The 24,651-nt window shown below is 72.2% G+C and carries 29 protein-coding genes; 25 read left to right on the forward strand and 4 right to left on the reverse strand.

What is annotated here, in order from left to right:
* The first annotated feature begins 104 nt into the window (after positions 1-104).
* From ACZ6H8_RS08225 to truA, 8 genes are all read left to right on the forward strand, one after another.
* Positions 105-995, forward strand: a complete 891-nt coding sequence (locus ACZ6H8_RS08225; protein ID WP_464146259.1) for a hypothetical protein — start codon at positions 105-107, stop codon at positions 993-995.
* Between the two features lie 137 nt (positions 996-1,132).
* Complete coding sequence (infA, locus tag ACZ6H8_RS08230) at positions 1,133-1,354, forward strand: translation initiation factor IF-1 (RefSeq protein ID WP_092502965.1); 222 nt, start codon at positions 1,133-1,135, stop codon at positions 1,352-1,354.
* 56 nt (positions 1,355-1,410) lie between these two features.
* On the forward strand, positions 1,411-1,524 hold the full coding sequence (rpmJ, locus tag ACZ6H8_RS08235; RefSeq protein ID WP_056536355.1) for a 50S ribosomal protein L36: 114 nt from the start codon (positions 1,411-1,413) through the stop codon (positions 1,522-1,524).
* Between the two features lie 233 nt (positions 1,525-1,757).
* Positions 1,758-2,132: a 30S ribosomal protein S13 gene (rpsM, locus tag ACZ6H8_RS08240; protein ID WP_464146262.1), complete on the forward strand. Its 375-nt coding sequence runs from the start codon at positions 1,758-1,760 to the stop codon at positions 2,130-2,132.
* A gap of 22 nt (positions 2,133-2,154) precedes the next feature.
* Positions 2,155-2,553: a 30S ribosomal protein S11 gene (gene rpsK / locus ACZ6H8_RS08245; RefSeq protein WP_376916848.1), complete on the forward strand. Its 399-nt coding sequence runs from the start codon at positions 2,155-2,157 to the stop codon at positions 2,551-2,553.
* A gap of 102 nt (positions 2,554-2,655) precedes the next feature.
* Positions 2,656-3,645, forward strand: a complete 990-nt coding sequence (locus ACZ6H8_RS08250; protein ID WP_464146264.1) for a DNA-directed RNA polymerase subunit alpha — start codon at positions 2,656-2,658, stop codon at positions 3,643-3,645.
* Positions 3,646-3,675: 30 nt separating this feature from the next.
* On the forward strand, positions 3,676-4,272 hold the full coding sequence (rplQ, locus tag ACZ6H8_RS08255) for a 50S ribosomal protein L17 (RefSeq protein ID WP_464146266.1): 597 nt from the start codon (positions 3,676-3,678) through the stop codon (positions 4,270-4,272).
* A gap of 90 nt (positions 4,273-4,362) precedes the next feature.
* On the forward strand, positions 4,363-5,175 hold the full coding sequence (truA, locus tag ACZ6H8_RS08260; protein WP_464146268.1) for a tRNA pseudouridine(38-40) synthase TruA: 813 nt from the start codon (positions 4,363-4,365) through the stop codon (positions 5,173-5,175).
* Here truA and ACZ6H8_RS08265 read toward each other — a convergent pair.
* Positions 5,153-5,803 carry an HAD hydrolase-like protein gene (locus ACZ6H8_RS08265; protein ID WP_464146269.1) on the reverse strand — a complete coding sequence of 217 codons (651 nt, stop codon included), beginning with the start codon at positions 5,801-5,803 and terminating at the stop codon, positions 5,153-5,155. The genes truA and ACZ6H8_RS08265 overlap by 23 nt on opposite strands.
* A 73-nt stretch (positions 5,804-5,876) precedes the next feature.
* Between ACZ6H8_RS08265 and ACZ6H8_RS08270 the strand changes: the two genes are divergently transcribed.
* From ACZ6H8_RS08270 to glmM, 4 genes are all read left to right on the forward strand, one after another.
* On the forward strand, positions 5,877-7,307 hold the full coding sequence (locus tag ACZ6H8_RS08270; RefSeq protein WP_464146271.1) for a DivIVA domain-containing protein: 1,431 nt from the start codon (positions 5,877-5,879) through the stop codon (positions 7,305-7,307).
* Between the two features lie 181 nt (positions 7,308-7,488).
* Complete coding sequence (gene rplM, locus ACZ6H8_RS08275; RefSeq protein WP_464146273.1) at positions 7,489-7,935, forward strand: 50S ribosomal protein L13; 447 nt, start codon at positions 7,489-7,491, stop codon at positions 7,933-7,935.
* A 23-nt stretch (positions 7,936-7,958) separates the two neighbouring features.
* Positions 7,959-8,438, forward strand: a complete 480-nt coding sequence (rpsI, locus tag ACZ6H8_RS08280) for a 30S ribosomal protein S9 (protein WP_464146275.1) — start codon at positions 7,959-7,961, stop codon at positions 8,436-8,438.
* 2 nt (positions 8,439-8,440) lie between these two features.
* Entirely contained in the window at positions 8,441-9,799 is a 1,359-nt protein-coding gene (glmM, locus tag ACZ6H8_RS08285) for a phosphoglucosamine mutase (RefSeq protein ID WP_464146277.1), read from the forward strand.
* A 48-nt stretch (positions 9,800-9,847) separates the two neighbouring features.
* Here the strand turns inward: glmM and ACZ6H8_RS08290 are convergent, their stop codons facing one another.
* Positions 9,848-10,396 carry a CGNR zinc finger domain-containing protein gene (locus ACZ6H8_RS08290; RefSeq protein ID WP_464146278.1) on the reverse strand — a complete coding sequence of 183 codons (549 nt, stop codon included), beginning with the start codon at positions 10,394-10,396 and terminating at the stop codon, positions 9,848-9,850.
* A gap of 89 nt (positions 10,397-10,485) precedes the next feature.
* Between ACZ6H8_RS08290 and ACZ6H8_RS08295 the strand changes: the two genes are divergently transcribed.
* Entirely contained in the window at positions 10,486-11,469 is a 984-nt protein-coding gene (locus ACZ6H8_RS08295; RefSeq protein WP_464146280.1) for an EamA family transporter, read from the forward strand.
* 273 nt (positions 11,470-11,742) lie between these two features.
* Here ACZ6H8_RS08295 and coaA read toward each other — a convergent pair whose 3' ends face one another.
* Complete coding sequence (gene coaA / locus ACZ6H8_RS08300; protein ID WP_464146282.1) at positions 11,743-12,672, reverse strand: type I pantothenate kinase; 930 nt, start codon at positions 12,670-12,672, stop codon at positions 11,743-11,745.
* A gap of 51 nt (positions 12,673-12,723) precedes the next feature.
* Between coaA and glmS the strand changes: the two genes are divergently transcribed.
* The 9 genes from glmS to ACZ6H8_RS08345 all read left to right on the forward strand — a co-directional run bounded on the left by glmS (position 12,724) and on the right by ACZ6H8_RS08345 (position 20,342).
* Positions 12,724-14,571, forward strand: a complete 1,848-nt coding sequence (gene glmS, locus ACZ6H8_RS08305; RefSeq protein ID WP_464146284.1) for a glutamine--fructose-6-phosphate transaminase (isomerizing) — start codon at positions 12,724-12,726, stop codon at positions 14,569-14,571.
* Positions 14,568-14,933 (forward strand): holo-ACP synthase, encoded by a 366-nt coding sequence (locus tag ACZ6H8_RS08310; RefSeq protein WP_464146286.1) that lies wholly within the window; start codon positions 14,568-14,570, stop codon positions 14,931-14,933. Before glmS ends, ACZ6H8_RS08310 begins: the two co-directional genes overlap by 4 nt.
* Positions 14,933-15,913 (forward strand): alanine racemase, encoded by a 981-nt coding sequence (locus ACZ6H8_RS08315; protein ID WP_464146287.1) that lies wholly within the window; start codon positions 14,933-14,935, stop codon positions 15,911-15,913. Before ACZ6H8_RS08310 ends, ACZ6H8_RS08315 begins: the two co-directional genes overlap by 1 nt.
* Positions 15,910-16,812: a tRNA (adenosine(37)-N6)-threonylcarbamoyltransferase complex ATPase subunit type 1 TsaE gene (gene tsaE / locus ACZ6H8_RS08320; RefSeq protein ID WP_464146289.1), complete on the forward strand. Its 903-nt coding sequence runs from the start codon at positions 15,910-15,912 to the stop codon at positions 16,810-16,812. Before ACZ6H8_RS08315 ends, tsaE begins: the two co-directional genes overlap by 4 nt.
* Positions 16,809-17,369 carry a tRNA (adenosine(37)-N6)-threonylcarbamoyltransferase complex dimerization subunit type 1 TsaB gene (tsaB, locus tag ACZ6H8_RS08325; protein ID WP_464146291.1) on the forward strand — a complete coding sequence of 187 codons (561 nt, stop codon included), beginning with the start codon at positions 16,809-16,811 and terminating at the stop codon, positions 17,367-17,369. The genes tsaE and tsaB overlap by 4 nt, the downstream gene beginning before the upstream one ends.
* Positions 17,366-17,812 (forward strand): ribosomal protein S18-alanine N-acetyltransferase, encoded by a 447-nt coding sequence (gene rimI, locus ACZ6H8_RS08330; RefSeq protein ID WP_464146293.1) that lies wholly within the window; start codon positions 17,366-17,368, stop codon positions 17,810-17,812. Before tsaB ends, rimI begins: the two co-directional genes overlap by 4 nt.
* Positions 17,809-18,849 (forward strand): tRNA (adenosine(37)-N6)-threonylcarbamoyltransferase complex transferase subunit TsaD, encoded by a 1,041-nt coding sequence (gene tsaD, locus ACZ6H8_RS08335; RefSeq protein ID WP_464146295.1) that lies wholly within the window; start codon positions 17,809-17,811, stop codon positions 18,847-18,849. Before rimI ends, tsaD begins: the two co-directional genes overlap by 4 nt.
* A gap of 81 nt (positions 18,850-18,930) precedes the next feature.
* Complete coding sequence (locus tag ACZ6H8_RS08340; protein WP_464146297.1) at positions 18,931-19,266, forward strand: DUF4190 domain-containing protein; 336 nt, start codon at positions 18,931-18,933, stop codon at positions 19,264-19,266.
* A gap of 116 nt (positions 19,267-19,382) precedes the next feature.
* Positions 19,383-20,342 carry a hypothetical protein gene (locus tag ACZ6H8_RS08345; RefSeq protein WP_464146299.1) on the forward strand — a complete coding sequence of 320 codons (960 nt, stop codon included), beginning with the start codon at positions 19,383-19,385 and terminating at the stop codon, positions 20,340-20,342.
* 78 nt (positions 20,343-20,420) lie between these two features.
* On the opposite strand, the gene ACZ6H8_RS08350 is transcribed toward ACZ6H8_RS08345, so the two are convergent.
* Positions 20,421-21,599 carry a class I SAM-dependent methyltransferase gene (locus tag ACZ6H8_RS08350; RefSeq protein ID WP_464146301.1) on the reverse strand — a complete coding sequence of 393 codons (1,179 nt, stop codon included), beginning with the start codon at positions 21,597-21,599 and terminating at the stop codon, positions 20,421-20,423.
* A gap of 136 nt (positions 21,600-21,735) precedes the next feature.
* Here ACZ6H8_RS08350 and groES point away from each other — a divergent pair, with 136 nt between their 5' ends.
* The 3 genes from groES to ACZ6H8_RS08365 all read left to right on the forward strand — a co-directional run bounded on the left by groES (position 21,736) and on the right by ACZ6H8_RS08365 (position 24,427).
* Positions 21,736-22,032 carry a co-chaperone GroES gene (gene groES / locus ACZ6H8_RS08355; protein ID WP_464146302.1) on the forward strand — a complete coding sequence of 99 codons (297 nt, stop codon included), beginning with the start codon at positions 21,736-21,738 and terminating at the stop codon, positions 22,030-22,032.
* Positions 22,033-22,105: 73 nt separating this feature from the next.
* A complete protein-coding gene (gene rarD / locus ACZ6H8_RS08360) occupies positions 22,106-23,023 on the forward strand; it encodes an EamA family transporter RarD (RefSeq protein WP_464146303.1) in 918 nt (305 codons plus the stop codon).
* Between the two features lie 153 nt (positions 23,024-23,176).
* Positions 23,177-24,427, forward strand: a complete 1,251-nt coding sequence (locus tag ACZ6H8_RS08365) for an ABC transporter substrate-binding protein (RefSeq protein WP_464146304.1) — start codon at positions 23,177-23,179, stop codon at positions 24,425-24,427.
* The last annotated feature ends 224 nt before the right edge of the window (positions 24,428-24,651 follow it).

Here is a 24,651-nt window from a genome sequence, read left to right on the forward strand (position 1 = left end):
ACACGGGCCAGGGCGCCGCTCGCTCCCAGGCCCCGCGCCTACGATGGCGGCATGCCCAGGCGCCCACAGCAGTCAGCCGTCCGCGTCGCGCGCTCGGACGGCTGATGCCCATCCGCCGCGGGGTCTCCGGTCGCACGAGCGCGACGCCGAGGCACCGCCTGCTCTACGGGTGGGACATCGAGGACGAGCAGATCGAGCTCGCGCTGCTCGCCCCTGGCAGCCGCGTGCTCGCGGCCGCGGGGGCCGGAGAGCTCGTCGCGCACCTCGCATCCGCCGGCCACCGGGTCGTGGCGGTGACCGCGAACCGCGAGCAGCTGGAGTACGCGCGCAGGCGCTCGTCGGGCGGCGCCTTCGAGGCAGGCTCCGCGGAGCGCGTGCTGGAGGCGGGCAGGTCGCTCATCCGTGCCGCGAGCCCGGCGTGGCAGCGTCGCCGCGTGCGCGCGCTGCTGTCCGACGCCTCGCCGCAGCGCGTGCAGCAGCAGTGGCGCAAGAGCTTCGACAACCGCACGTTCCGCAGCGTCCTCCACGCGACGATGGCGCCGGCCGGCATGCTCGCCGCCGCGGTGCAGCGAGACTTCTCGACGGCGCTGCCTGCGCACTTCACCGACACGGTGCGGGCTCGCATCGACGCGCGGCTCGGGCTGCACCCCTCGCCAGGCAATCGGTTCGCGTGGCGACTGCTCGCGGGGGAGGACCCTCCCGGCTACGCGCCGCCCGTCGCGCCCGAGGGTTCGATCGAGTTCGTCCTCTCCGACGCCATGACGCATCTGGAGGGCGTGGAGCCCGGCTCGTTCGACGCCGTGACGCTGTCGAACGTCGCCGACGGCACGCGCGCCGACGTCGTCGAGCGCCTGGGTCGCGCAGCGCGTCGAGCGGTCGTGCCGGGCGGTCCGATCGTGGTGCGATCGTTCGCGGCGTCGGCGGATGCGCGCGTCAGCGTCCTCGCCGACGACGACCGCAGCCTCATCTGGGGCGGCATCTCCGTGCAACGCTGACGTGCCACGCGCACTCGGCGACACGCCCGAGTTGCAGCACGCGTCGATCCCCGCGTACAGTAGACCCTTGGTGTCCTGGCACGACTGTGCCGGGCCACTCGCATGACCAGCAACCAACGGAACCTGCAGACGAGGCTATGGCTAAGAAGGACGGCGTCATCGAGATCGAGGGCTCGGTGATCGAGAACCTCCCCAACGCGATGTTCCGCGTCGAGCTCACCAACGGACACGTCGTCCTCGCGCACATCTCGGGGAAGATGCGGCAGAACTACATCCGCATCCTCCCAGAGGACCGCGTGATCGTCGAGCTGAGCCCGTACGACCTCACGCGCGGCCGCATCGTCTACCGGTACCGCTAGGACGCTGAGAAGGAACGGCTCCATTCGGAGCACGAGGCCAGCGAGAAGAGAAGAACATGAAGGTCAACCCCAGCGTCAAGCCCATCTGCGACAAGTGCAAGGTCATCCGCCGGCACGGTCGCGTGATGGTCATCTGCTCCAACCCTCGCCACAAGCAGCGGCAGGGCTGAGCCGGCGGCGCTGAGATCGGCGACGCCGATCTCGACGCCATCGGCACAGGGTCGACGGCCCGCGACACGGTCGCAGCCGTCACAGGACCCGAGTCGCGATCGGTCCGCAGGGCCGTGGCGACGCACCGCACAAGCACCGCAAGAACCTCCGTCAGGAGGGGACACCCAGGGCTGGAGAGGCCCTGGCACCGCGGCAGCATCACACCTCCCCACGACTCCGAGAAGGAGCACAGATGGCACGTCTTGCAGGCGTCGACATCCCGCGCGACAAGCGCGTGGTGATCGCCCTCACCTACATCTACGGCGTCGGCCGTACCCGAGCGGTCGCGACCCTCGAGGCCACCGGCATCGACGAGAGCATCCGCGTCAAGGACCTCACCGACGAGCAGCTCGTCGCACTCCGCGACCACATCGAGGGCGCCTACAAGGTGGAGGGTGACCTCCGTCGCGAGGTCGCAGCAGACATCCGCCGCAAGGTCGAGATCGGCTCGTACGAGGGTGTTCGTCACCGTCGTGGCCTTCCCGTCCGCGGTCAGCGCACGAAGACCAACGCTCGTACCCGCAAGGGCCCGAAGCGTACGGTCGCCGGCAAGAAGAAGGCCCGTTAAGGGCCCCGGGAGGTAGAGGAACATGGCAGCTCCCAAGTCCGCAGTGCGCAAGCCGCGCCGCAAGGACAAGAAGAACGTCCCCGTCGGTCAGGCGCACATCAAGTCGACCTTCAACAACACGATCGTGTCGATCACCGACACGACCGGTGCCGTCATCTCGCAGGCGTCCGGTGGCGCGGTCGGCATGAAGGGCTCGCGCAAGTCGACGCCCTACGCCGCCCAGCTCGCCGCCGAGTCGGCTGCGCGTCAGGCGCAGGACCACGGCATGAAGAAGGTCGACGTGTTCGTCAAGGGCGCAGGCTCCGGTCGCGAGACCGCGATCCGCTCGCTCCAGGCCACCGGCCTCGAGATCGGCGCGATCCACGACGTCACGCCGCAGGCGCACAACGGCGTTCGTCCGCCGAAGCCGCGCCGCAACTGACCCATCGACGCGCGGGGGCTCCAGGCCCCCGCGCGTCGCATCCTGCCGCCACCTAGCCACACGCGAGTCATATAGCGGACTCGCAGAACAGGAACGCATACCGTGCTGATCGCCCAGCGCCCGACCGTCTCAGAAGAGGTCATCTCGGAGCACCGCTCGCGGTTCACCATCGAGCCGCTCGAGCCCGGATTCGGGTACACCCTCGGCAACTCCCTCCGCCGCACGCTGCTCTCGTCGATCCCCGGCGCCGCCGTCACCGGCATCCGCATCGACGGCGTGCTCCACGAGTTCACGACCATCCAGGGCGTGAAGGAGGACGTGACCGAGATCATCCTCAACCTCAAGGGCCTCGTCGTCTCGAGCGAGCACGACGAGCCGATCGTCGCGTACCTGTCGAAGCAGGGTGCAGGCAGCGTCACCGCCGCCGACATCACCGCTCCGGCCGGCGTCGAGATCCACAACCCCGAGCTCGTCATCGCCACGCTCAACGACAAGGCGAAGTTCCAGCTCGAGCTGACGATCGAGCGTGGCCGCGGCTACGTGTCGGCGGCGCAGAACCGCGACGAGTTCGCGGAGGCCGGCTCGATCCCGATCGACTCGATCTACTCGCCCGTCCTCAAGGTCACCTACCGCGTCGAGGCGACGCGTGCCGGTGAGCGCACCGACTTCGACTCGCTCGTGGTCGACGTCGAGGCGAAGCCGGCCATCACGCCGCGCGACGCCGTCGCATCGGCAGGCCGCACGCTCGTCGAGCTCTTCGGCCTCACGCGCGACCTCAACGCAGCAGCAGAGGGCATCGAGATCGGCCCGGCTCCGGCCGCAGAGCAGCTCTCGGGCGAGCTCGGCACGCCGATCGAGGAGCTCGACCTGTCGGTCCGCTCGTACAACTGCCTGAAGCGGGAGGGCATCAACACGGTGTCCGAGCTCGTCGCCCTCAGCGAGACGCAGCTTATGAACATCCGCAACTTCGGCCAGAAGTCGGTCGACGAGGTCAAGGACAAGCTCACGGAGCTCGGCCTGAGCCTCAAGGACGCGGTGCCCGGCTTCGACGGCGCCCACTTCTACGGCTACGACGACGAGGAAGCCCTCTAAGGGCTCCGGAACACACCAAGGAGCATCACCATGCCCAGGCCCACGAAGGGACCCCGCCTCGGAGGCGGACCGGCACACGAGCGTCTGCTGCTCGCGAACCTCGCCGCTGCGCTGTTCACCCACAAGGCGATCACGACGACCGAGACGAAGGCCAAGCGCCTGCGTCCGATCGCCGAGCGTCTCGTGACGTTCGCGAAGCGCGGCGACCTGCACGCCCGCCGTCGCGTGCTCGCCGTCATCGGCGACAAGGGCGTCGTGCACGAGCTCTTCACCGAGATCGCGCCGCTCGTCGCCGAGCGCGAGGGTGGCTACACCCGCATCACGAAGCTCGGCTTCCGCAAGGGCGACAACGCCCCGATGGCGCGCATCGAGCTCGTGCTCGAGCCCGTGCAGAAGAAGGTCTCGCGTTCGAAGGCCGCGGCTGCCGCCGCGACCGCCGACGCCGACCAGTCCGCTGCCGAGGAGCGCGACGCCGAGGCCGACGAGGCCGCCGTCGAGGCGCCCACGGAGTCGACCGAGGAGACCGTGGAGGCCGACACGGCCTCCGCGCCCGAGTCGGACGCCACGGAGGGCGACGCCGAGGCGTCGGCCGACGAGGCTGCGGCTGACAAGGACGAGACCAAGTAGGTCACGGACCACCGGTCACGAGGGCGGGAGCGCGATGCGCTCCCGCCCTCGTCGCGTGTCGGCGAGCTCCGGCGCGGGTACCGTGAAGGCATGCCCCGCGTCCGCCTCGACATCGCATACGACGGCACGGACTTCTCGGGCTGGGCTGCGCAGCCCGGGCTGCGCACGTGCCAGGGCGTGCTCGAGACGGCGCTGGCGACCGTGGAGCGCTCGCCGGTGCCGGTGACGGTCGCGGGTCGCACCGATGCCGGCGTGCACGCCACCGGGCAGGTCGCGCACGTCGACCTGGCTGCAGCGCCCGATGCGCGCCTCGCGCGTCGCCTGTCGTCGCTCGTGCGGGAGGGCGACCTCGTCGTCCGCGGCGCCGCGGTGGCACCGGCGGGCTTCGACGCGCGGTTCTCGGCAGTGCATCGTCGCTACGAGTACCGGATCCAGACGCGCATCGCCGATCCGCTCGCACGCAGGACCAGCGCGTTCGTGCCGCGTGCGCTCGACGTGGAGGCGATGACGCGCGCTGCGGAGGCGCTCGTGGGCCTGCACGACTTCGCGGCCTTCTGCAAGCCGCGCGAGGGCGCGACGACCATCCGCACGCTGCAGTCGTTCACGTGGGCGGCCGAGGGCGACCTGCTGATCGCCACGGTGCAGGCTGACGCGTTCTGCCACTCGATGGTGCGCTCGCTCGTCGGCGCGTGCGTCGCCGTGGGGGAGGGGCGCATGGGGCTCGCGGCGGCCGCCGAGCTGCTGCAGGCCCCTCGCCGCTCGAGCGCGTATCGGCTCATGCCCGCAGCGGGGCTGACGCTCGTCGAGGTCGGATACCCGAGCGACGACGAGCTCGCGGCGCAGGCGGAGCGGGCGCGCGCTCGGCGCACCGTCGACGAGGTCAGGGCAGCAGCAGTCGCCTGAGCTCGTCGACGTGGGCGACGACATGCTCGGCGCCCGCCGCCTCGAGCTCGTGGCGCGACCCGTAGCCCCACGTCACGCCGATCGCGGCGACCCCGGCCGCGTGCGCGCCCTCCACGTCGTGCCTGCGATCGCCGACCATGGCGACGCCGCGCGACGCCTGCACGCCGAGCTCGTCGAGCGCGCGTGCGATGAGCGGCGCCTTCGACGTGCCATCGTCGCTCGCGATGCGGCCGTGGACGGCCCCGAGGCCGGCGCGCAGCCCGAGGTGGTCGGCGACGGCCTCGGCGTCCGCCTGCAGCTTGAAGGTGACGATGCTCGTCGGGACGCCCTGCGCGGCGAGGTCGTCGACGAGTCCTGGGATGCCTGCGTAGATGCGCTGATCCCACAGCCCGCCGCCGTCGACGAGGTGCTCGCGGAACAGCGCGATGCCGCGCTCGACGGTCGCTGCGTCGTGGCCGAGGCCCGCGAGCACCGTCGCGGTCGGCGGTCCGAGCCATCCGCGCAGCTCGTCGTCCTGCGGCACGGGCCATCCGAGGCCCTCGTGCATGTGGCGCAGCGATGCGATGAGGCCGGGAGCCGAGTCGGTGAGGGTGCCGTCGAGGTCGAGGAGCACGGCAGCGGGAGTCACCTCGCCATCCTCGCATCCCGGCCGCTCGCTACGATGGGCGCGTCGGTTCCGATGGCGAGTGGATGAGGCGACGATGACGGACGTCCAGGAGTTCAAGCAGGCCTTCCGCGGCTACGACCAGGCGCAGGTCGACGCGGAGGTGCAGCGGCTGCGCGACGCGGTCGAGCAGTCGCGGCGCTCCGCCCAGGCCGCGGCGCAGGACCTGCAGGCGCAGGCCGAGCACCACCGCACCGACATGTCTGCAGCCGAGCAGCGCATCACCCGCCTCGAAGGCGAGCTCATCGAGGTGCGCAGCCGCCTGCAGGCTGCGGAGTCCCGCGCCGAGATCCTCGGCCGCGAGGTCTCGGAGGACGGTGAGGAGCCGCGCTTCGAGGAGATCCTGCGGGTCGCGGAGGAGCAGGCGTCGAAGCTCATCGACAACGCCGTGACGCAGGCCGATCGCATCGTCGCCGACGCGACGAGCCAGATCGCGAAGGACCGCACGGCGCAGAAGGAGGAGTCGGACCGCATCCTCGAGCACGCCAAGCACGAGGAGGCGCAGGCCCGCATCCGCATCGAGACCGACCGCAGCGCCCACGCTGCCGAGCTGGAGTCGCGCGAGGCGAAGCACCAGGAGCGCGTGGCCCAGGCGGAGTCGGAGGCGAACGTGCTCATCTCCGAGGCCGAGCGCGGTGCATCGGCCCTGCGCCAGCAGTCGACGGCGGAGGCCGACGCGCTCAAGGCCGAGGCCGAGCGCATCCTCCGCGAGTCGAAGGCGCGTCAGCTCGAGCTCGACGCGGCGGTGAAGCGCAGGCAGGAGGAGGCGCAGCAGGAGTTCCTCCGCCTCCACAACCACGCGATCCAGCACGCGGAGCGCATCACGGCCGACGCGAACGACAAGGTCGCATCCGCGTTGCAGCACGCCAACCACATCGCGGAGCAGGCGCAGGCCTTCGAGGACCTCTCGCAGGCGCAGGCGGCGCACGTCGAGCGGCAGGCGGTCGCGAAGGCGACCGCGATCCTCTCAGAGGCGCGCACCCGGGCGCAGGGCATCGTCGAGTCGGTGCTCGGCCACTCGAAGGACGTGCTGCACGAGGCAGAGGACCGCGCACGCACGTTGCGCTTCCAGCAGCAGCAGCTGCAGGGCTTCCGAGCCGAGCTCGGGCAGCTGATGGCGATCGCCGAGTCGACGCGTGCCGCGCTGCCCACGTTCGGCGACGACGTCGCACCCGCCGGCGACGCACCCTCGTCCTCGTCCTCGTCCTCGTCGTCGTCGTCGTCGACGGTCGCGTCGGGCGAGACGACGCCGGCAGCCGACCCCGGCGATGGCGCCGACGACGTCGCGGACCTCGAGCCGAGCGTCGAGCAGGACCCGCACGCGCAGCACGTGGAGGTCTCCGACGACCTCGACGACCTCACGATCGTCACGGGCGAGGGCGAGCCGGTCGAGCAGTCGCACGCCGAGGGCGGCATCGTCAGCGAGCAGGTCGAGGTCGTCTGGCACGAGGACCGCGACGACCGCTGACGCCGCGACGCGCCGCGCGGAGCCGGGGCGAGATTGACCCCGCAGCCTTCGAGCCGGTAGTGTCGACCCTTGGTGCTCGCCGCCGTGCGCGCCCCGAGCTGAGCCCTCCAACCGGGATCTTCCGCAGGAAGCCCATGGAGCGGGATGCACGACCATCTCAACTTCGACACATGAGGTACGCATGACTCGCACCTACTCGCCCAAGGCGAGCGACGTCCAGCACGACTGGATCGTCATCGACGCCAACGACGTGGTGCTGGGCCGTCTGGCCAGCCACGCCGCCGCCATCCTGCGCGGCAAGCACAAGGCGACGTTCGCGCCGCACATGGACATGGGCGACCACGTCATCATCGTGAACGCCGAGAAGGTCGCGCTCACGGGCCAGAAGCGCGAGCAGAAGCTCGCCTACCGGCACTCGGGCTACCCGGGCGGCCTCAAGGCGACCGGCTACGTCGAGATGCTCGAGCGCTTCCCCGTGCGCACGGTCGAGAAGGCCATCCGCGGCATGCTCCCGAAGAACTCCCTGGGCCGCGCCCAGATCAAGAAGCTCAAGGTGTACGCGGGTCCCGAGCACCCCCACGCTGCGCAGCAGCCGACCCCGTACACGTTCGACCAGGTCGCCCAGTAGGCGCGAGAGGGAACCGACACATCATGGCGAAGATCGCAGACTCCATCGAGACGCCGGAGAGCTTCTCGACCGAGACGCCCGAGGCCGCAGCGCCTCGCGCACCCCGTGTCCTCACCGTCGGCGGCCAGGCCGTCGGCCGACGCAAGCAGGCCATCGCCCGCGTGCGCCTGGTCCCTGGCACCGGCGCGTTCGAGGTGAACGGCCGCACGCTCGAGGACTACTTCCCGAACAAGCTGCACCAGCAGCTCATCAACGACCCCTTCACGATCCTCGAGCTCAACGGCAGCTACGACGTGGTCGCGCGCATCTCCGGCGGTGGCCCCTCGGGTCAGGCCGGCGCGCTGCGCCTCGGCATCGCGCGTGCGCTCAACCAGATCGACGTCGAGAACAACCGCGCCGACCTCAAGAAGGCGGGCTTCCTCTCGCGTGACGCTCGCGTCATCGAGCGCAAGAAGGCCGGTCTCAAGAAGGCTCGCAAGGCGCCCCAGTACTCGAAGCGCTGATCTTGTCGCGCCTGTTCGGCACGGACGGAGTCCGGGGCCTTGCCGGTGCGGACATCACGGCCGAGCTCGCGCTGTCACTCGCTCAGGCGGGTGCAGCCGTGCTCGGCCGTGCTGCACGTCTGGACGGTCGTCGGCCCGTCGCCGTCGTCGCCCGCGACCCGCGCGTCTCGGGTGAGTTCATCGTGGCCGCCGTGTCGGCCGGGCTCGCATCGAGCGGCGTCGACGTGCTCGACGCCGGCGTCATCCCCACGCCCGCGGCGGCGTTCCTCGTCGGCGACGTCGACGCCGACTTCGGCGTGATGATCTCGGCATCGCACAACCCTGCGCCGGACAACGGCATCAAGTTCCTCGCGCGCGGCGGCGTCAAGCTGCAGGACGCGACCGAGGACGACATCGAGCGCGCGATGGCCGAGCAGCCCATCCGCGCCATCGCGGGCGACGTCGGTGGCATCCGGCGATTCGCCGACGCCGAGGACCGCTACGTCGTGCACCTGCTCGGCACCCTCGACGCGCGGCTCGACGGCATCCACGTCGTGCTCGACTGCGCGAACGGCGCTGCCTCGGGCGTGAGTCCGGATGCGTTCCACGACGCGGGCGCGACGGTCACGGTCATCGGCGCCGAGCCCGACGGGCTCAACATCAACCGCGACGTCGGCTCGACGCACCTCGAGCTGCTCCAGGAGCGCGTCGTGGCGCTCGGCGCCGACCTCGGCATCGCGCACGATGGCGACGCCGACCGGTGCCTCGCCGTCACGGCCGACGGATCGATCGTCGACGGCGACCAGATCCTGGCGATCCTCGCGGTCGCGGCGAAGCAGCGGGGCGAGCTCGTCGACGACACCGTCGTCGCGACCGTGATGTCGAACCTCGGGCTGCGGCTCGCGATGGCCGAGCACGGCATCGAGCTCGTGCAGACCGCCGTCGGCGACCGCTACGTGCTCGAGGCGCTCGGGCGCTACGGGCTCACGCTGGGCGGCGAGCAGTCGGGGCACATCATCCTCACCCGCCACGCGACGACGGGCGACGGCATCCTCACGGGCCTCCACATCGCGCAGGAGATGGCGCGCACCGGGCGATCGCTCGCCGACCTCGCGTCGGTCATGCAGGTGTTCCCGCAGGTGCTCGTGAACGTCACGGGCGTCGACCGGCTCGCGCTCGCCGGCGACGACGTCATCCATGCGGAGGTGGCGAGGCACGAGGCGGAGCTCGGCGACGCGGGGCGCGTGCTGCTGCGTCCCAGCGGCACCGAGAAGCTCATCCGCGTCATGGTCGAGGCGCGCCAGCAGCACACCGCCGATCGCGTCGCCCACGAGCTCGCGGAGCTCGTGCGCGACCGGCTCGGCACGGCAGCGGGCGCGTAGACCGGCTGCAGGCCCGGCGCCCGTGCGGCGCCGGGCCGCTGCGTGCCCTCAGCGCGCGCGGGCGCGGTAGGCCGCGACGTTGACGCGCGACTGGCACGCCGTGGAGCAGAACCGCCGCGAGCGGTTGCGCGACAGGTCGAGCATCGGCAGCCCGCATCGGGGATCGGCGCAGCGCTTGCAGCGGTCGGTCTCGCCGAGCCGCACGAGGTCGACGAAGGCGATCGCGGTCTCGACGGCGATGCGCTCGGCGAACGGACGCTCGGGGTCGATCGCGTGGAGGTGCCAGTCGATGCCGTCGTGCCGCACGAGCTGCGGCGCCGCGTCGGCGGTGCGCAGCACGGCGTTCGCGAGCGCGGGGACGTCGTCTCGCTCCGCGTCCCACATCGCCAGGAGCGTCGGCACGACGTCGCGCACCTCCCGGGCCTCGGCGTCGTCGTTCGTGCGCGCGCCGGAGTAGAGCATGTGCCCGACGGCGAGGTCGAGCCCTGCCGCGTCGTCGAGCGTCCCGCCGTCGGCGGCGGTCGCGAGGGCGACGACCGCGTCGAGCGCCGCCACGGTCTCGGTCGGCAGCCGCAGCGGCGTCACCATGCTGCGCATCCCATGCCGCATACGATACCGTCATGACCGTAACGGCGAACGCCCATGACATCGGCTCGTCGCAGGCTGGACGGGGGAGGCGAGGGACCATGACCGACCGACGCGGGCTCGGCCTGCTGCTGTGCCTCGCCGCCGCGGCGACCTTCGGCCTGTCTGGCATCTTCGCGAGCTCGCTCATCGACTCCGGCTGGTCGCCGGGCGCCGTCACGACCGCGCGCATCTCGCTCGCTGCCGCCGTCATGCTCGTGCCCTCCCTCGTCGCGCTGCACGGTCGCTGGGGCGTGCTCTGGGCCGGCAGGTGGCAGGTGCTGCTCTTCGGCGTCTTCGCCGTCGCGATCTGCCAGCTCGCGTTCTTCAGCGCCGTGCAGCGCATCCCGCCTGCGCTCGCGCTGCTCATCGAGTTCCTCGGGCCTGTGCTGCTGGTCGGTTGGACGTGGGCGCGCACGCGTCGCTCGCCTGCAGCGCTCACGCTCGTGGGTGCGGGCGTCGCCGTGCTCGGCCTGGCACTCGTCTCGGGCGTCGGCCAGGCGGGCGGACTCGACCCCGTGGGGATCGGCCTCGCGCTCGTCTCGGCCGTCGGCAACGCCGTCTACTGGGCGTCTGCGGCCTCCACGAGCCACGGGCTGCCTCCTGTGACCCTCGTGGGCCTCGGTCTCGCCGTCGGCAGCCTGCTGCTGCTCGCAGCGGGTGCCGTGGGCCTGCTGCCGATGACGGTCGCTGCCGCGCCGACGATGCTCGCGGGCCTCGAGGTGCCCATGGTCGTCACGATCTCGCTGCTCGTGCTCGTCGCGACGGTCGCGGCGTACGTGCTGGGGGTCACGGGCGTGCGGATGCTGGGCGCGACGCTGTCGAGCTTCCTCGGCTACTCCGAGCCGCTGTTCGGGGTGCTGTGGATGGCGGTGCTGCTCGCGCTCGTGCCCTCGCCGATGCAGTGGGTGGGCGCGGCGGCGATCCTCGCAGGCGTCGTGCTCGTGCGTGCAGGTGAGCTGCGCAGGCCTCGCGCCGAGCGGGACCCCGTCACGGCGCCCGTCGAGCTGCCGCTCGTCGCACCGGAGCCGCCGGCGCGCGAGTGAGCGCGTCGGCGCCGCGACCGCGACGCGCACGCCCCGCGCGAGCCGCGGCTACCGACCCGGATGCGGTGCGCGGCGGGGAGGGTGGCCGGAGGTGGATGCGAGGCCGAGCGGTGCGCGGCAACGGGCGACCGGAGCGCCACGCCCCGGAACGACTCGTGCCAACTGACCCGGATGCGGTCGACGACCGGGAGGGTGGCCGGAGGTGGATGCGAGACCGAGCGGTCGCGCGGCAACGGGCGACCGGAGCGCCACGCCCCGAGACGAGTCGCGACCCTAGATCTTCCGCAACAGCACCGACCGCACCGTGTGGTCGGCGTCCTTGCGCAGCACGAGGTCGGCGCGCGACCGCGTGGGCGCGATGTTCTCGGCGAGGTTCGGCCCGTTGATCGCATCCCAGATGCCCACGGCGTGCGCGCGCGCGGCCTGCTCGTCGAGGTCGGCGAAGCGGTGGAAGTACGACTCCGGGCTCTGGAACGCGCCTTGCTGCAGCGCGAGGAAGCGCTCGACGTACCATTCGCGGATCGAGGCGGTGCGCGCGTCGACGTAGACGGTGAAGTCGAACAGGTCCGACACCGCCATGTGGGCCTTCGACGCGGGCGGCTGGAGCACGTTGAGCCCCTCGACGATCAGGATGTCGGGTCGGCGGATGACGATGCGCTCGTCGGGCACGATGTCGTAGGTGAGGTGCGAGTACACCGGCACCTCGACCTCCTCCGCCCCCGACTTCACCCGGGAGATGCACTGCAGCAGCGCGCGCCGGTCGTACGCCTCGGGGAAGCCCTTGCGCTGCATGAGGCCGCGACGCTCGAGCTCGGCGTTCGGGAACAGGAAGCCGTCGGTCGTGACGAGGTCGACGCGCGGGCTCGAGTCCCAGCGGGCGAGCAGCTCCTTGAGGAGGCGCGCCGTCGTCGACTTGCCGACGGCGACGGATCCGGCGACGCCGATCACGAACGGCACGGGCTGCACGCGCTCGCCGAGGAAGGTGGCCGTCTCGTCGTGCAGTCGACGCGCGGCCTCCTGGTAGAGGCTCACGAGCCTCGAGATCGGCAGGTAGACCTCGGCGACCTCGCGCAGCTCGAGTCGATCGCCGAGTCCGCGCAGGCGAGCGACCTCGCGTTCGGTGAGCGGGTTGGGGGTCGTCGGCGCGAGGCGCGACCACGCGACGCGATCGATCTCGACGAACGGCGTCTGCTGGTGGACCACGACCGCCGAGCCTAGCGTCGGGCACCGCACCCCGCCGGTACGCTGAGGGGCATGTGCGGCATCGTCGGGTATGCAGGTCCACGCAGCACCGTCGAGGTGCTGCTCGAGGGGCTCGGTCGCCTCGAGTACCGGGGATATGACTCGGCGGGCGTCGCGGTCGTGGGCGTCGACGGCGTCTCGTGGCGCAAGCGCGGCGGCAAGCTGGGCGTGCTGCGGTCGTCGCTCGACGACGCGCCGCTGCCGGAGTCGAGCATCGGCATCGGCCACACGCGCTGGGCGACGCATGGCGGGCCGACGGACGAGAACGCGCATCCGCACCTCGGCGACGACGGGCGTCTCGCGCTCATCCACAACGGCATCGTCGAGAACTTCGCCGAGCTGCGTGGCGAGCTCGAGGCCGCAGGCGAGGTCTTCACCTCGGAGACCGACACCGAGGGTGCGGCGCTGCTGCTGGGCAGGCTCTACCGCGAGCACGGCGACCTCACGCAGGCCATGCTCGCGCTCGTCGCGAGGCTCGAGGGCCAGTTCACGCTGCTGGCCGTGCACCTCGACCAGCCGGACGTCGTCGTGGGCGCGTGCCACAACTCCCCGCTGCTCGTCGGCCTCGCCGAGGGTGAGCAGTTCCTCGCGAGCGACGTGAGCGCGTTCGTGCGCTACACGCGGCACGCACGCGCGCTCGGCAACGACGAGGTCGCCACCATCACGCCAGAGGGCGTGACGGTCGTCGACTTCGACGGCGAGCCGCTCGAGGGCGAGACGTTCGAGGTCACGTGGGATGCCGCGGCGGCCGAGAAGGGCGGCTGGTCGTCGTTCATGGCCAAGGAGGTCGCCGAGGACCCTGAGGCCGTCGCCAACACGCTGCGTGGCCGCATCGTCGACGGGCTGCCGTCGCTCGGCGAGCTCGGCTCGCTCGACGCCGAGGTGCTGCGCGGCATCGAGCGCGTGCAGATCGTCGCGTGCGGCACTGCCGCGTACTCGGCGATGGTCGGCAAGTACGCCATCGAGGCGTGGGCGCGCATCCCGGTCGAGGTCGACCTCGCCCACGAGTACCGCTACCGCGATCCGATCGTCGACGAGCGCACGCTCGTCATCTCGATCTCGCAGTCCGGTGAGACGATGGACACGAAGATGGCGGTGCAGCACGCCATCGAGCACGGCGCCCGCACGCTGTCGATCTGCAACACGCAGGGGTCGACGATCGCGCGCGCGTCGGAGGCCGTGCTCTACACGCATGCGGGCCCGGAGGTCGCGGTCGCGTCGACGAAGGCGTTCCTCGCGCAGGTCGTGGGGCTGCTGCTGACCGGCCTGCACCTGGGACGCGTGCGCGGCACGATCGCCGACGATGCGATCCGCGAGGTCACGGACGCGCTCGAGGCGTTGCCCGACCAGCTGCGCACCCTCCTGTCCGAGCAGGGCGAGATCCGGCAGCTCGCGCAGTGGATGAGCGACACGCGCTCGGTGCTCTTCCTCGGCAGGCACGTCGGCTACCCCGTCGCGCTCGAGGGTGCGCTGAAGCTGAAGGAGCTCAGCTACATCCATGCGGAGGGCTTCGCTGCCGGCGAGCTGAAGCACGGACCGATCGCGCTCATCGAGCCGGGGCAGGTCGTGTTCGTCGTCGTGCCGAGCCCGCGGCACCAGCAGGGGCTGCACGCGAAGGTCGTGTCGAACATCCAGGAGATCCGAGCCCGCGGCGCGCGCGTCATCGCGGTCGCCGAGGCAGGCGACTCCGCGGTGCTGCCGTACGCGAACCAGGTGCTGCGCATCCCGCTGACGCTGCCGCTGCTCGAGCCGGTGCTCGCGGTCGTGCCGTTGCACGTGTTCGCGCTCGAGCTCGCGACGGCGAAGGGCCTCGACGTCGACCAGCCGCGCAACCTCGCGAAGTCCGTGACGGTCGAGTGATCGTCGGGCTGGGCATCGACGTCGTGGATGTCGCGCGCTTCGAGCGTGCCGTCACGCGGACGCCCGGCCTTGCCACGCGCCTGTTCTCCGATGCCGAGCTCGTCGTCGACGGCACGGAGCGACCCGTGCGCTCGCTCGCCGCGAGGTGGGCGGCGAAGGAGGCTGCGGCGAAGGCGCTCGGCACGATCGACGGGCAGCGGTGGCGCGACCTCGTCGTCGCCTCCGATGCGGCGGGCGCGCCCGAGCTGCTGCTGGGTGGTGCGTGGGCGGCGCTCGCGGCATCGCGTGGCGTGACGAGCGTGCACGTGTCGCTCACCCACGACGCGGGCGTCGCGGCCGCGGTCGTCGTCGCGGAGTCGTGATGCGCTCGTCGGGCGCGGTGCAGGTGGATGCGTCGGCCATCGCGCAGAACGTCGCGGCGATCGTCGCGCGCACCGACGCTCGCGTCTGCGGCGTCGTGAAGGCGCAGGGCTACGGGCACGGCGCCGTCGTGGCTGCGCGGGCCATGCTCGACGGCGGCGCGCGGTGGCTGGGGGTCGTCGACGTCGCCGAGGCGCTGGCGCTGCGCGGTGCGGGCATCGAGGCGCCGATCCTCGCGTGGCTGCACGCGGCCGAGCCGGGTCTCGCGCCCGCGGTCGCCGCAGGCGTCGACGTGGGCATCTCGAGCCTCGCGCAGCTCGAGCAGGCGGCGCTCGTGGGGGCGACGGTGCACCTGAAGGTCGACACGGGGCTCGGCAGGAACGGCGTGCCGATGCACGAGTGGCCGGCCGTCGTCGAGCGCGCTGCGGCGCTGCAGGCGGCCCGCACCGTACGGGTGCGCGGCATCTTCTCGCACCTGTCGGGCGCGAGCGCGCAGTCGGACGCGCGGCAGCTCGAGGCGTTCGCGGGGGCGTGCGCGCTCGCGGCGGTGCTCGAGCCCGAGCTGCGGCACCTGGCCAACTCGTCGGCGACGATCGGCCTCGCGGGCGCCGGCCACGACATGGTACGCGTCGGCATCGCGGCCTACGGCATCCACCCGGACGGTGACGACGCGGTGGGCTCTGCTGCTGCGGCCGCGGGGCTGCGGCCGGCGATGCGCGTCGTCGCGGTCGCGGAGGGTGGCCTGCTGGGCATCGGCGCACGCCACGGGCTGCTGCCCGCGGCAGGCGCGCCCGTGCTCGTGGGAGACCGGGTCGTGGAGGTCGCGGAGGTCGGCGCGACGACGACGCGCCTGGTCGAGCCCGTCTCGGGCGACGCGGTGCTGTGGGGCGATCCGGCGCGCGGCGAGCCCTCGGCGATCGCGTGGGCGATCGCGGCGGGCACCATCGGGTACGAGGTCGTGACGCGGATGGCGGCGGCATGAGCGGCGAGGGCGTCGGTCGGCTCGCGCCGCGCCGTGTCGCGACCGTCGACCTGCACGGTCGCGTCACGCGACTCGTCGGCGAGGTCGTGTCGGTGAAGCGCGTGCCTGCCGGGCACGGCGTCTCCTACGGCGGCGAGCACGTGACGGCCGCCGAGACGACGCTCGCGCTCGTGGCGCTCGGCTACGCGGACGGCGTGCCGCGCACCGCATCCGGCGCTCCCGTGACGGTCGACGGCGTCGCGCATGCGATCGCCGGTCGTGTCGCGATGGACCAGGTCGTGCTCGACGTCGGCGACGCCGCCGTGCAGCCGGGCGCGGAGGCGGTGCTGTGGGGCGACGGCGGCACGGACGTCGTGGCGTGGGGTGCTGCTGCACGCGTGCCCGCCGCGCTGCTCGAGGCGTTCGTGGGTCCGCGCGTCGAGACGGTCGTCGAGGACGTCGTGGTCGACGCCGACGCGATGGAGGCGCTGGGGCGCAGGCTCGCGGGCATCCTCGGCGCAGGCGACGTCGTCGTGCTCACCGGCGAGCTCGGCGCGGGCAAGACGACCCTGACGCGCGGCATCGGCGAGGGGCTCGGCGCCGTCGGCACCGTGCAGAGCCCCACGTTCGTCATCGCGCGCACGCATCGCACCGCGACGGTGCCGCTGCTGCACGTCGACGCGTACCGGCTCGGCGACGAGGCAGAGCTCGACGACCTCGACCTCGACGTCGACGCGTCGATCACGATCGCCGAGTGGGGGTTGCCGCTCGTGCACGCCGTCGACGCGTGGCTGCACGTGGAGATCGCGCGCACCCGCGGCGGCGACGACGACGACGAGCCGCGCACCGTGCGGCTCACGGCACACGGCGAGGCGTGGCCGTCGGGCCGACTGCTCTCGCTCGTGAGGGGGACCGCATGATCCTGGCCATCGACACCGCACTGGGCACCTCGATCGCGCTCGTCGACGGCGACCGCGTCGTCGCTGCGCGTGACGAGCACGACACCCGCAGGCACGCGGAGGTGCTCGACGTGCTGCTCGCCGACGTGCTCGGCACGCACCGCAGCGCCGTGACGCGCGTCGTGGCCGGGCTCGGGCCCGGCGCCTTCACGGGCCTGCGCATCGGCATCGTCGCGGCGCGCACCGCAGCCCTCGGGCTCGGCGTGCCGTGGGTGGGCGTGTGCAGCCACGACGCCGTCGGCGTCGGCGAGGCCGGGCTCGTGCAGGTCACGACCGACGTGCGCAGGCGCGAGCGCGCGTGGAGCGTCTACGACGGGGGGCGTCGCATCCAGGGCCCCGCACTCGCCCCCGCTGCCGACGTGCCGGTCGTCGAGGGCGCGCGACGCGTCGACGCGGCGTGGATCGGCGCGGCGGGCCTCGTTGCTGCGCTCGCCGCCGGCGCCCCCACCGGACGCGACGCGATCTACCTGCGCGAGGCCGACGCGGTGCCGACGGCACCGAAGCGGGTGACCTCGTGATCGCGCTGCGCACCGCCGTGGCAGACGACCTCGACGCCATCATGGCGCTCGAGCAGGCCTCGTTCGCCCTCACGGCGTGGTCGCGGCAGACGATGGCGAAGGAGATGGCGAGCGAGTGGGGCCGCTACGTCGTCGCCGTCGACGACGCGGGCGACGTCGTGGGATACGTGGGCCTGCGCGCCGTCGGCGTCGAGGGCGACATCCAGACGATCGCCGTGGCAGCCTCCGCGCGCGGCGCGGGGCTCGGCAGACGTCTGCTCGCCGAGGCGCAGCAGGACGCGAGGATGCGCGGCGTACGGGAGCTGTTCCTCGAGGTGCGCGAGGACAACGCGCCGGCTCGCAGCCTCTACGCATCCGAGGGATTCGAGGAGATCGGCGTGCGTCCCGGCTACTACCAGCCGGAGGACGTCGCCGCGATCGTCATGCGGAAGGAGCTCGCATGAGACCGCTCGTGCTGGGCATCGAGACGAGCTGCGACGAGACGGGCGTCGGGATCGTGCGCGGCGACGAGCTGCTCGCGAACGTCGTCGCGTCGTCGATGGACCTCCACGCTCGCTTCGGCGGCGTCGTGCCCGAGATCGCCGCGCGTGCGCACCTCGAGGCGATGGAGCCCACGATCGTCCGCGCACTCGAGGAGGCCGGCGTCACGATCGACGAGCTCGACGCGATCGCCGTCACGGCAGGGCCGGGCCTCGCTGGCGCGCTCATGGTGGGCGTCGGCGCTGCCAAGGCGCTCGGCGTCGCCGCAGGCAAGCCCGTGCACGGCGTCAACCACCTCGTGGGCCACGTCGCCGCCGACGCGTTGGCAGGCGGCCCCATCGAGGAGGAGACGATCGCGCTGCTCGTCTCCGGCGGCCACACCTCGCTGCTGCACGTGCGCGATCGTCTCGCCGACGTGCGCACGCTCGGCGAGACGATCGACGACGCCGCGGGGGAGGCCTTCGACAAGGTCGCGAGGCTCCTGGGGCTCGGCTATCCGGGCGGGCCGTCGATCGACGCGGCCGCTGCCGACGGCGACCCGCGCGCGATCGCCTTCCCGCGTGGGCTCACGCAGCCGAAGGATCGCGCGCGGCATCGCTTCGACTTCTCGTTCTCCGGGCTCAAGACCGCGGTCGCTCGTCACGTCGAGCGGGCAGAGGATGCGGGCACGCTGCACGTGCCCGACGTCGCGGCGTCGTTCCGCGAGGCCGTGGTCGACGTGCTCGTGACGAAGGCGCTCGACGCGTGCGCCGACACGGGCGTGCCGAGGCTGCTGCTGGGCGGGGGCGTCGTCGCCAATCGCAGGCTCCGCGAGGTCGCCGCCGAGCGCTGCGCGGCGGCAGGCGTGGCGCTGCGCGTGCCGCCGCTGGCGCTGTGCACCGACAACGGCGCGATGATCGCGGGCCTCGGCGCGAGGCTCGTGGCACGGGGCGTCGCGCCGAGCGCACCCGGATTCGGCGTGGAGTCGACGCTCGACGCCGGCGTCATCCAGGTGGACTGAGCGGGCTCGGAGCCGAGACCGGTCGCGGGGGTCGCTCGCGCGGCAGAGGCGTCGCACAGGCTCGGCTGCCAAGGTGGATGCGTGACCATCGCACCGCCGCCCGCAGCAGCCTTCGCGTCCGCACCGCAGGAGGCGCCCGATGCCGCCGCCTACCGGGCGCCGGCGACCGACCTGCTCGCGATGCTCGCGATCGGCGCGAGCGCCGCAGGCGTCACGCTGCTGCCGCTGCTGGGCTCCATCGCCGGCATCGTGCTCGGCGCCGTCGCGCTGCCGCGCATCCGTCGCACGGGCGCTGGCGGGCGGCCGCTCGCGCTCGCGGCGATCGTGCTCGGCGCCGTCGGACTCGTCGCGGTCGTCGCGGGCGTCGTGCTCTTCGCCGTCGGCATCGGTGCAGCGGTCTCCCAGTTCCAGCCATGACGTCGTCCAGGCCGCGGTGCAGGGGCGTGCGGTAGCGTGAGCACGTCGCGTCGCACCGTTCTTCGTGACGACCGTGACATCTGCCTGCGAGACAGGCGAGCATCCCAGGAGGCACCATGAGCGACCAGTTCTCCCAGCAGGGCGACGAGCGACGCTTCGCACCGTCCGACAACCCCGAGCAGCAGCCTGCGCCGAGCTTCGGCCAGGACGCGCAGCCGCCCGCCGAGCAGCAGCCCGCGCAGCCGGAGCAGCAGCAGTGGAGCGCGTCGAGCGACTCCTCGGCAGGCTCGTGGGGCCAGCCGGAGCAGCCCGCGGCATCCGCGCCTGCCTACGGCCAGCCCGAGCAGCCCGCGCCCTACGGTCAGCAGTCGTCGACGCCCGCGTACGGCCAGCAGTCCGAGCAGCCGGCGTACGGCCAGCAGCCCGAGCAGGCGGCGCCCGCATGGGGCCAGCCCGCGTCGACGCCCTCCTACGGTCAGCAGCCCGAGCAGGCGGCGCCGGCGTACGGTCAGCAGTCCGAGCAGGCGGCGCCCTCCTACGGCCAGCAGTCCGAGCAGGCGGCGCCGGCGTACGGTCAGCAGCCCGAGCAGGCGGCACCCTCCTACGGCCAGTCGACGCCGTCGTACGGCCAGCAGCCCGGCTACGGCCAGCAGTCCGCCTCCGCACCCTCGTACGGGCAGCAGGACGCCTCGTACGGTCAGCAGCCCGGATACGGGCAGCAGCAGTCGTACCAGCAGCCCGGCTACGGGCAGCAGCAGCCCGGCTACGGCCAGCAGCAGTCGTACGGCCAGGCCGAGAAGCCGGCCCGCGGCAAGCTCACGGGTCTCACGATCGCCGCGATCGCCCTCGCGGCCGTCGCGCTCATCGTCACGATCGTGTTCGCACCCGCGAGCGGGCTCTTCAGCATCGGTGCCATCGTGACCGGCTTCCTCAGCATGCGTCGCGCACCGCAGAACAAGCCGTGGGGCCTCATCGCCATGCTCGTCGGCATCGCCATGCTGCTCGTCGGCATCGTCGTCACGATCATCTACGCCGTCGTGTGGCTGCCGTACTTCGCAGCAGGCGGCTCGCTCTAGCGAGCCCACCGCCGCATCGCACGAACGCCCCGCCTCGGCGGGGCGTTCTGCGTGCTGCGAGCGCGACGGCGGCGCGAGTCAGGCGCGCTCGGCGAGGATCGCCCGATGCCTGCCGTCCAGGCGCGTCGCGACGAGCGTCGCCGATGCGTCGCCCTGCAGCCGCAGGCGCCTGCGCAGCCGATCCGGGTCGACGTCGGCGCCGCGCTTCTTGATCTCCAACGTGCCGATGCCGCGGCTGCGCAGCTCGCGCTGCAGCGTCCGCTCGTCGAGCGGCAGCGTCGCGAGCACGCGGAAGCGCTGCGTGAACGGGCTCGTGACGTCGTCGTCGGTCGTGAGGTACGCGATGCGCTCGCTCACGGCGCCCGCATCCAGCGACGACGCCACGGCGCCGATCAGGCGAGCGCGGATGACGGCGCCGGCCGGCTCGTGCAGCCACGCACCCAGCTCCCGCACCGGCACGTCGTCGGCATCGGGGGAGCCGGCGAGCTCGTGGGCGCCCGACCCGTCGAGCACGAGCGCCGACGTCGCGACGCCTGCGCGAGCCAGCGCACCCGTCCACACGACCGCCTCGACCGTCTCGCCATCCACCGTCACCCACTGCGTCTCCGCGTCAGCGGGCAGCAGCTCGCGGTCGATCGCGGGGCCCAGCTTCACGCCCATCGGTCGATCCGAGGCGAGCGACAGCAGCCACGGCAGGGGAGGCGACCACGACTCGACGGGCAGGCGCGTGCCGGTCGCGTCCCTGCGCGCAGGGTCCGCCCAGATCGCATCGACGCCGTCGAGCGCGACGTCCTCGGCCCGCGCATGCGTCACCGACGCCTCCGGCAGGGGTGCCAGGTTGAACCCGGCGACGGCGGCGGTCACCTCGTCGGCGTCCACGGCGCGCACCGTGCAGCCGGCGCCCGCGATCGCGAGGGCGTCGCCGCCGATGCCGCAGCCGAGGTCGGCGACCGTGTCGATCCCCGCATCCCGCATCCTGCCGGCGTGCAGCGCGGCGACGCGCAGCCGCGTCGCCTGCTCGAGCCCCGCCTCGGTGAAGAGCATCGATCCGGCGAACTCGCCGAACTTCGCCACCGCCCTGCGACGCAGCCGCGCCTGCGTGAGCACCGCGGCGACGAGCGTGGCATCGTGGCCCCGGCGCCGCAGGGTCGCGACGGCCTGCACCGCCCCGCCGAGATCGTCGAGGGACGAGGAGACCTCGTCGAGGAGGCCGAGCCCCTCGCTGGTGAGCAGCGCGCGCAGGGCGATGGCATCCATCCCCCCATCCAAGCAGCAGCGACGACGGCATCCGCTGGCACTCATGTTGACCGAGTGCCAGCGGCTCGCGTACAGTCGACCTGGCACTCGGCGACGTCGATTGCCAGCAGACTGTCGACTCAGGAAAGAGGCAACCGTGTCGGTCTCCATCAAGCCGCTCGAGGACCGCATCGTCATCCGCCAGGTCGAGGCGGAGACGACGACTGCCAGCGGGCTCGTCATCCCGGACACCGCCAAGGAGAAGCCCCAGGAGGGCGAGGTCGTGGCCGTGGGACCGGGTCGCATCGACGACAACGGCAACCGCGTGCCCGTCGACGTCGCCGAGGGCGATCGGGTCATCTACTCGAAGTACGGTGGCACCGAGGTCAAGTTCGGTGGCGAGGACTTCCTCGTGCTGTCCGCGCGCGACGTGCTCGCAGTGGTCGTGCGCTGACGCACACCGCACCACCACCGTCGACGGCGGCGCCCTGCGTGGGCGCCGCCGTCGTCGCGTTCGAGGAGGCATGATGCGGGAGTCGAGGCGCGGTCTCGCGCTCGCGATCGGCGCGTACGCCGTCTGGGGCGTCGTGCCGATGTACGTCGTCCTCATGCAGGGCATCGGTGCCATCGAGCTCATCGGCTGGCGCGTGCTCGCGTCGCTCGCCGTCGCCGCGATCATCGTCACCATCGCCCGCGGCTGGCCGACGCTGCGCGCCGTGCTGCGCGACCGCCGCAGCCTCGCCTACCTCGCAGCGTCCGGCGTCGCGATCCTCGTCAACTGGACCGTCTTCGCCGCCGCAGTGCTGTCCGGCCACATCATCGAGACGAGCCTCGGCTACTTCCTCAACCCCGTCGTCTCCGTCGTGCTCGCCGTCGTCGTCCTCCACGAGCGGCTGCGGCCGGCGCAGTGGGTCGCCGTCGGCATGAGCGTGCTCGCCGTCGTCGTCCTCGTGGTCGGCTACGGATCCTTCCCCTGGATCGGCATCGCCCTCGCGCTCGCGTTCGGCGTCTACGGCCTGCTGAAGAAGCAGGTGGGCGCCAAGGTCGACGCCATCACCGGGTTCACGCTCGAGACCGCAGCCACGGTGCCGTTCGCCATCGCGATGCTCGTCGCATCCACGATCGTCGTCGGCCCCACGATCGTCGAGGTGTCGCCGCTGGTGCAGCTCGCCGTCGTCGGCTTCGGCATCGTCACCGCCGTGCCCCTCATGCTCTTCTCCGCAGCAGCCCGCCGCGTCTCGCTCGCGACCCTCGGGTTCACGCAGTACCTCGCACCCACGATCAGCCTCCTCTTCGGCTGGCTCGTCATGGGCGAGCCCATGCCGCCAGAGCGGTTTGCGGGATTCGCGCTCGTGTGGGCGTCGCTCCTGGTGCTCATGGTCGACCTCGTCGTCGCCGAGCGTCGTCGTCGCCGCTCACCCGTCGTGCCGACGCCCGTGCCGTAGCGGTCCGCGGGCCCTCGAGTGGACCGTGACCGTACCGGGATCAGACCGTTACACGTTCGTCACGAAACCGAGGCTTCTTCGGTTCCTCCCGCACCTAGGGTTGAGCCCAACCCGGCGCGGCCGGGCGTACCCTGAGGACTCCCAAGGAGCACCATGAAGGCATTCCTTCGTCAGCGCTCGCGCACCACCGCCGTGCTCACGGCCGGCGCGATCACCGCCCTGGCGCTCGCAGCCTGCTCGACCGGTGGCGGCGACGCCGGCGGCGGCGGCGACGAGAGCGACGAGACGTTCCACGTCGGCACGATCCTGCCCCAGACCGGCAACCTCGCCTTCCTCGGCCCGCCCGAGTTCGCGGCCGTCGACCTCGCAGTCGCCGACCTCGACGCGGCGGACTACCCGTGGGAGGTCGAGCAGACCACCACCGACTCCGGCGACCTCACGACCGACATCGCCATCCAGTCGGCCGGCGAGCTCGTCGACGCGGGGGTCGACGTCGCGATCGGCGCCGCATCGTCGGGCGTCTCGTTCTCGTTCATCGACCAGTTCGTCGACGCAGGCATCGTGCAGATCTCGCCCGCGAACACCTCGCCCGACTTCAGCGACTACGACGACGACGGCTACTTCTGGCGCACCGCCCCCTCGGACGTGCTCCAGGGCCGCGTGCTCGGCAACCTCATGGTCAACGACGGCGCCGCGAACGTCGCGTTCATCTACATCAACGACGCGTACGGCATCGGCCTCGAGGCCAACGCCACCCTCGCGATCGAGGCAGCAGGCGGCGCGGTCGTCGCCTCGGTGCCGTACAACCCGGGCGACACGAACTTCTCGTCGGTGGTGTCCGAGATCCTCGCGGCAGGTCCCGACGCCGTCGGCATCCTCGCATTCGAGGAGACCGCCAACATCGTGCCCGAGCTCATCTCGACGCAGGGCTACGCAGCCAGCCAGGTGTACTTCGTCGACGGCAACCTCTCGAACTCGTACGAGTTCCCCGAGGGCACCCTCGAGGGCGCGCAGGGCACCCTGCCCGGCAACCCCGCCGACGACACGTTCCAGGAGCGCCTGCTCGAGGTCGACCCCGACCTCGAGGACTTCTCCTACGCACCCGAGTCGTACGACGCCGTCATCCTCGCAGCGCTCGCGGCAGCTCAGGGTGGCTCGCCCGACTCCGACACCATCCGCGACAACCTGCAGACCGTCTCCGAGGGTGGCACCGAGTGCACCGAGGTCGCGGAGTGCCTGGAGCTCATCGCCGACGGCGAGGACATCGACTACACCGGAGCCTCCGGCCCCATCGAGTTCGACGACAACGGCGACCCGACCGCTGCCTACATCGGCATCTACCAGTACGGCGCCGACAACCGCTACACGCTCAGCACCACCGAGTTCGGTGAGCTGACGGACTAGCACCACCCGATCTCCACGAGATCACAGCACAGGACAGGGGTCCCGGGTTCGCCCGGGGCCCCTGTCCTCGTGCGTGCGCGGGGTGCGTCGAGGAGGGCTGGGCTGGGCCTCGGTGAGGACTGCGGGGTGCTGCGCGATGGGGGCGCTGCGCGAAGGGGATCGCCTCGCGTCGCAGTCCCCCGCCGGCTAGCGCCGGCTCCCGCCAGGCCCGATGCCTGCGACGC

This window comes from Agrococcus sp. AC640b (genome assembly GCF_979255995.1).

Bases quoted from the DNA above. Each gene is read 5' to 3' on its own strand.
- ACZ6H8_RS08225 (WP_464146259.1), top strand. From the start codon at position 105: ATGCCCATCCGCCGCGGGGTCTCCGGTCGCACGAGCGCGACGCCGAGG.
- infA (WP_092502965.1), top strand. From the start codon at position 1,133: ATGGCTAAGAAGGACGGCGTCATCGAGATCGAGGGCTCGGTGATCGAG.
- rpmJ (WP_056536355.1), top strand. From the start codon at position 1,411: ATGAAGGTCAACCCCAGCGTCAAGCCCATCTGCGACAAGTGCAAGGTC.
- rpsM (WP_464146262.1), top strand. From the start codon at position 1,758: ATGGCACGTCTTGCAGGCGTCGACATCCCGCGCGACAAGCGCGTGGTG.
- rpsK (WP_376916848.1), top strand. From the start codon at position 2,155: ATGGCAGCTCCCAAGTCCGCAGTGCGCAAGCCGCGCCGCAAGGACAAG.
- rplQ (WP_464146266.1), top strand. From the start codon at position 3,676: ATGCCCAGGCCCACGAAGGGACCCCGCCTCGGAGGCGGACCGGCACAC.
- truA (WP_464146268.1), top strand. From the start codon at position 4,363: ATGCCCCGCGTCCGCCTCGACATCGCATACGACGGCACGGACTTCTCG.
- ACZ6H8_RS08270 (WP_464146271.1), top strand. From the start codon at position 5,877: ATGACGGACGTCCAGGAGTTCAAGCAGGCCTTCCGCGGCTACGACCAG.
- rplM (WP_464146273.1), top strand. From the start codon at position 7,489: ATGACTCGCACCTACTCGCCCAAGGCGAGCGACGTCCAGCACGACTGG.
- rpsI (WP_464146275.1), top strand. From the start codon at position 7,959: ATGGCGAAGATCGCAGACTCCATCGAGACGCCGGAGAGCTTCTCGACC.
- ACZ6H8_RS08290 (WP_464146278.1), bottom strand. From the start codon at position 10,396: ATGCGCAGCATGGTGACGCCGCTGCGGCTGCCGACCGAGACCGTGGCG.
- ACZ6H8_RS08295 (WP_464146280.1), top strand. From the start codon at position 10,486: ATGACCGACCGACGCGGGCTCGGCCTGCTGCTGTGCCTCGCCGCCGCG.
- glmS (WP_464146284.1), top strand. From the start codon at position 12,724: ATGTGCGGCATCGTCGGGTATGCAGGTCCACGCAGCACCGTCGAGGTG.
- ACZ6H8_RS08315 (WP_464146287.1), top strand. From the start codon at position 14,933: ATGCGCTCGTCGGGCGCGGTGCAGGTGGATGCGTCGGCCATCGCGCAG.
- tsaE (WP_464146289.1), top strand. From the start codon at position 15,910: ATGAGCGGCGAGGGCGTCGGTCGGCTCGCGCCGCGCCGTGTCGCGACC.
- tsaB (WP_464146291.1), top strand. From the start codon at position 16,809: ATGATCCTGGCCATCGACACCGCACTGGGCACCTCGATCGCGCTCGTC.
- tsaD (WP_464146295.1), top strand. From the start codon at position 17,809: ATGAGACCGCTCGTGCTGGGCATCGAGACGAGCTGCGACGAGACGGGC.
- ACZ6H8_RS08345 (WP_464146299.1), top strand. From the start codon at position 19,383: ATGAGCGACCAGTTCTCCCAGCAGGGCGACGAGCGACGCTTCGCACCG.
- ACZ6H8_RS08350 (WP_464146301.1), bottom strand. From the start codon at position 21,599: ATGGATGCCATCGCCCTGCGCGCGCTGCTCACCAGCGAGGGGCTCGGC.
- rarD (WP_464146303.1), top strand. From the start codon at position 22,106: ATGCGGGAGTCGAGGCGCGGTCTCGCGCTCGCGATCGGCGCGTACGCC.
- ACZ6H8_RS08365 (WP_464146304.1), top strand. From the start codon at position 23,177: ATGAAGGCATTCCTTCGTCAGCGCTCGCGCACCACCGCCGTGCTCACG.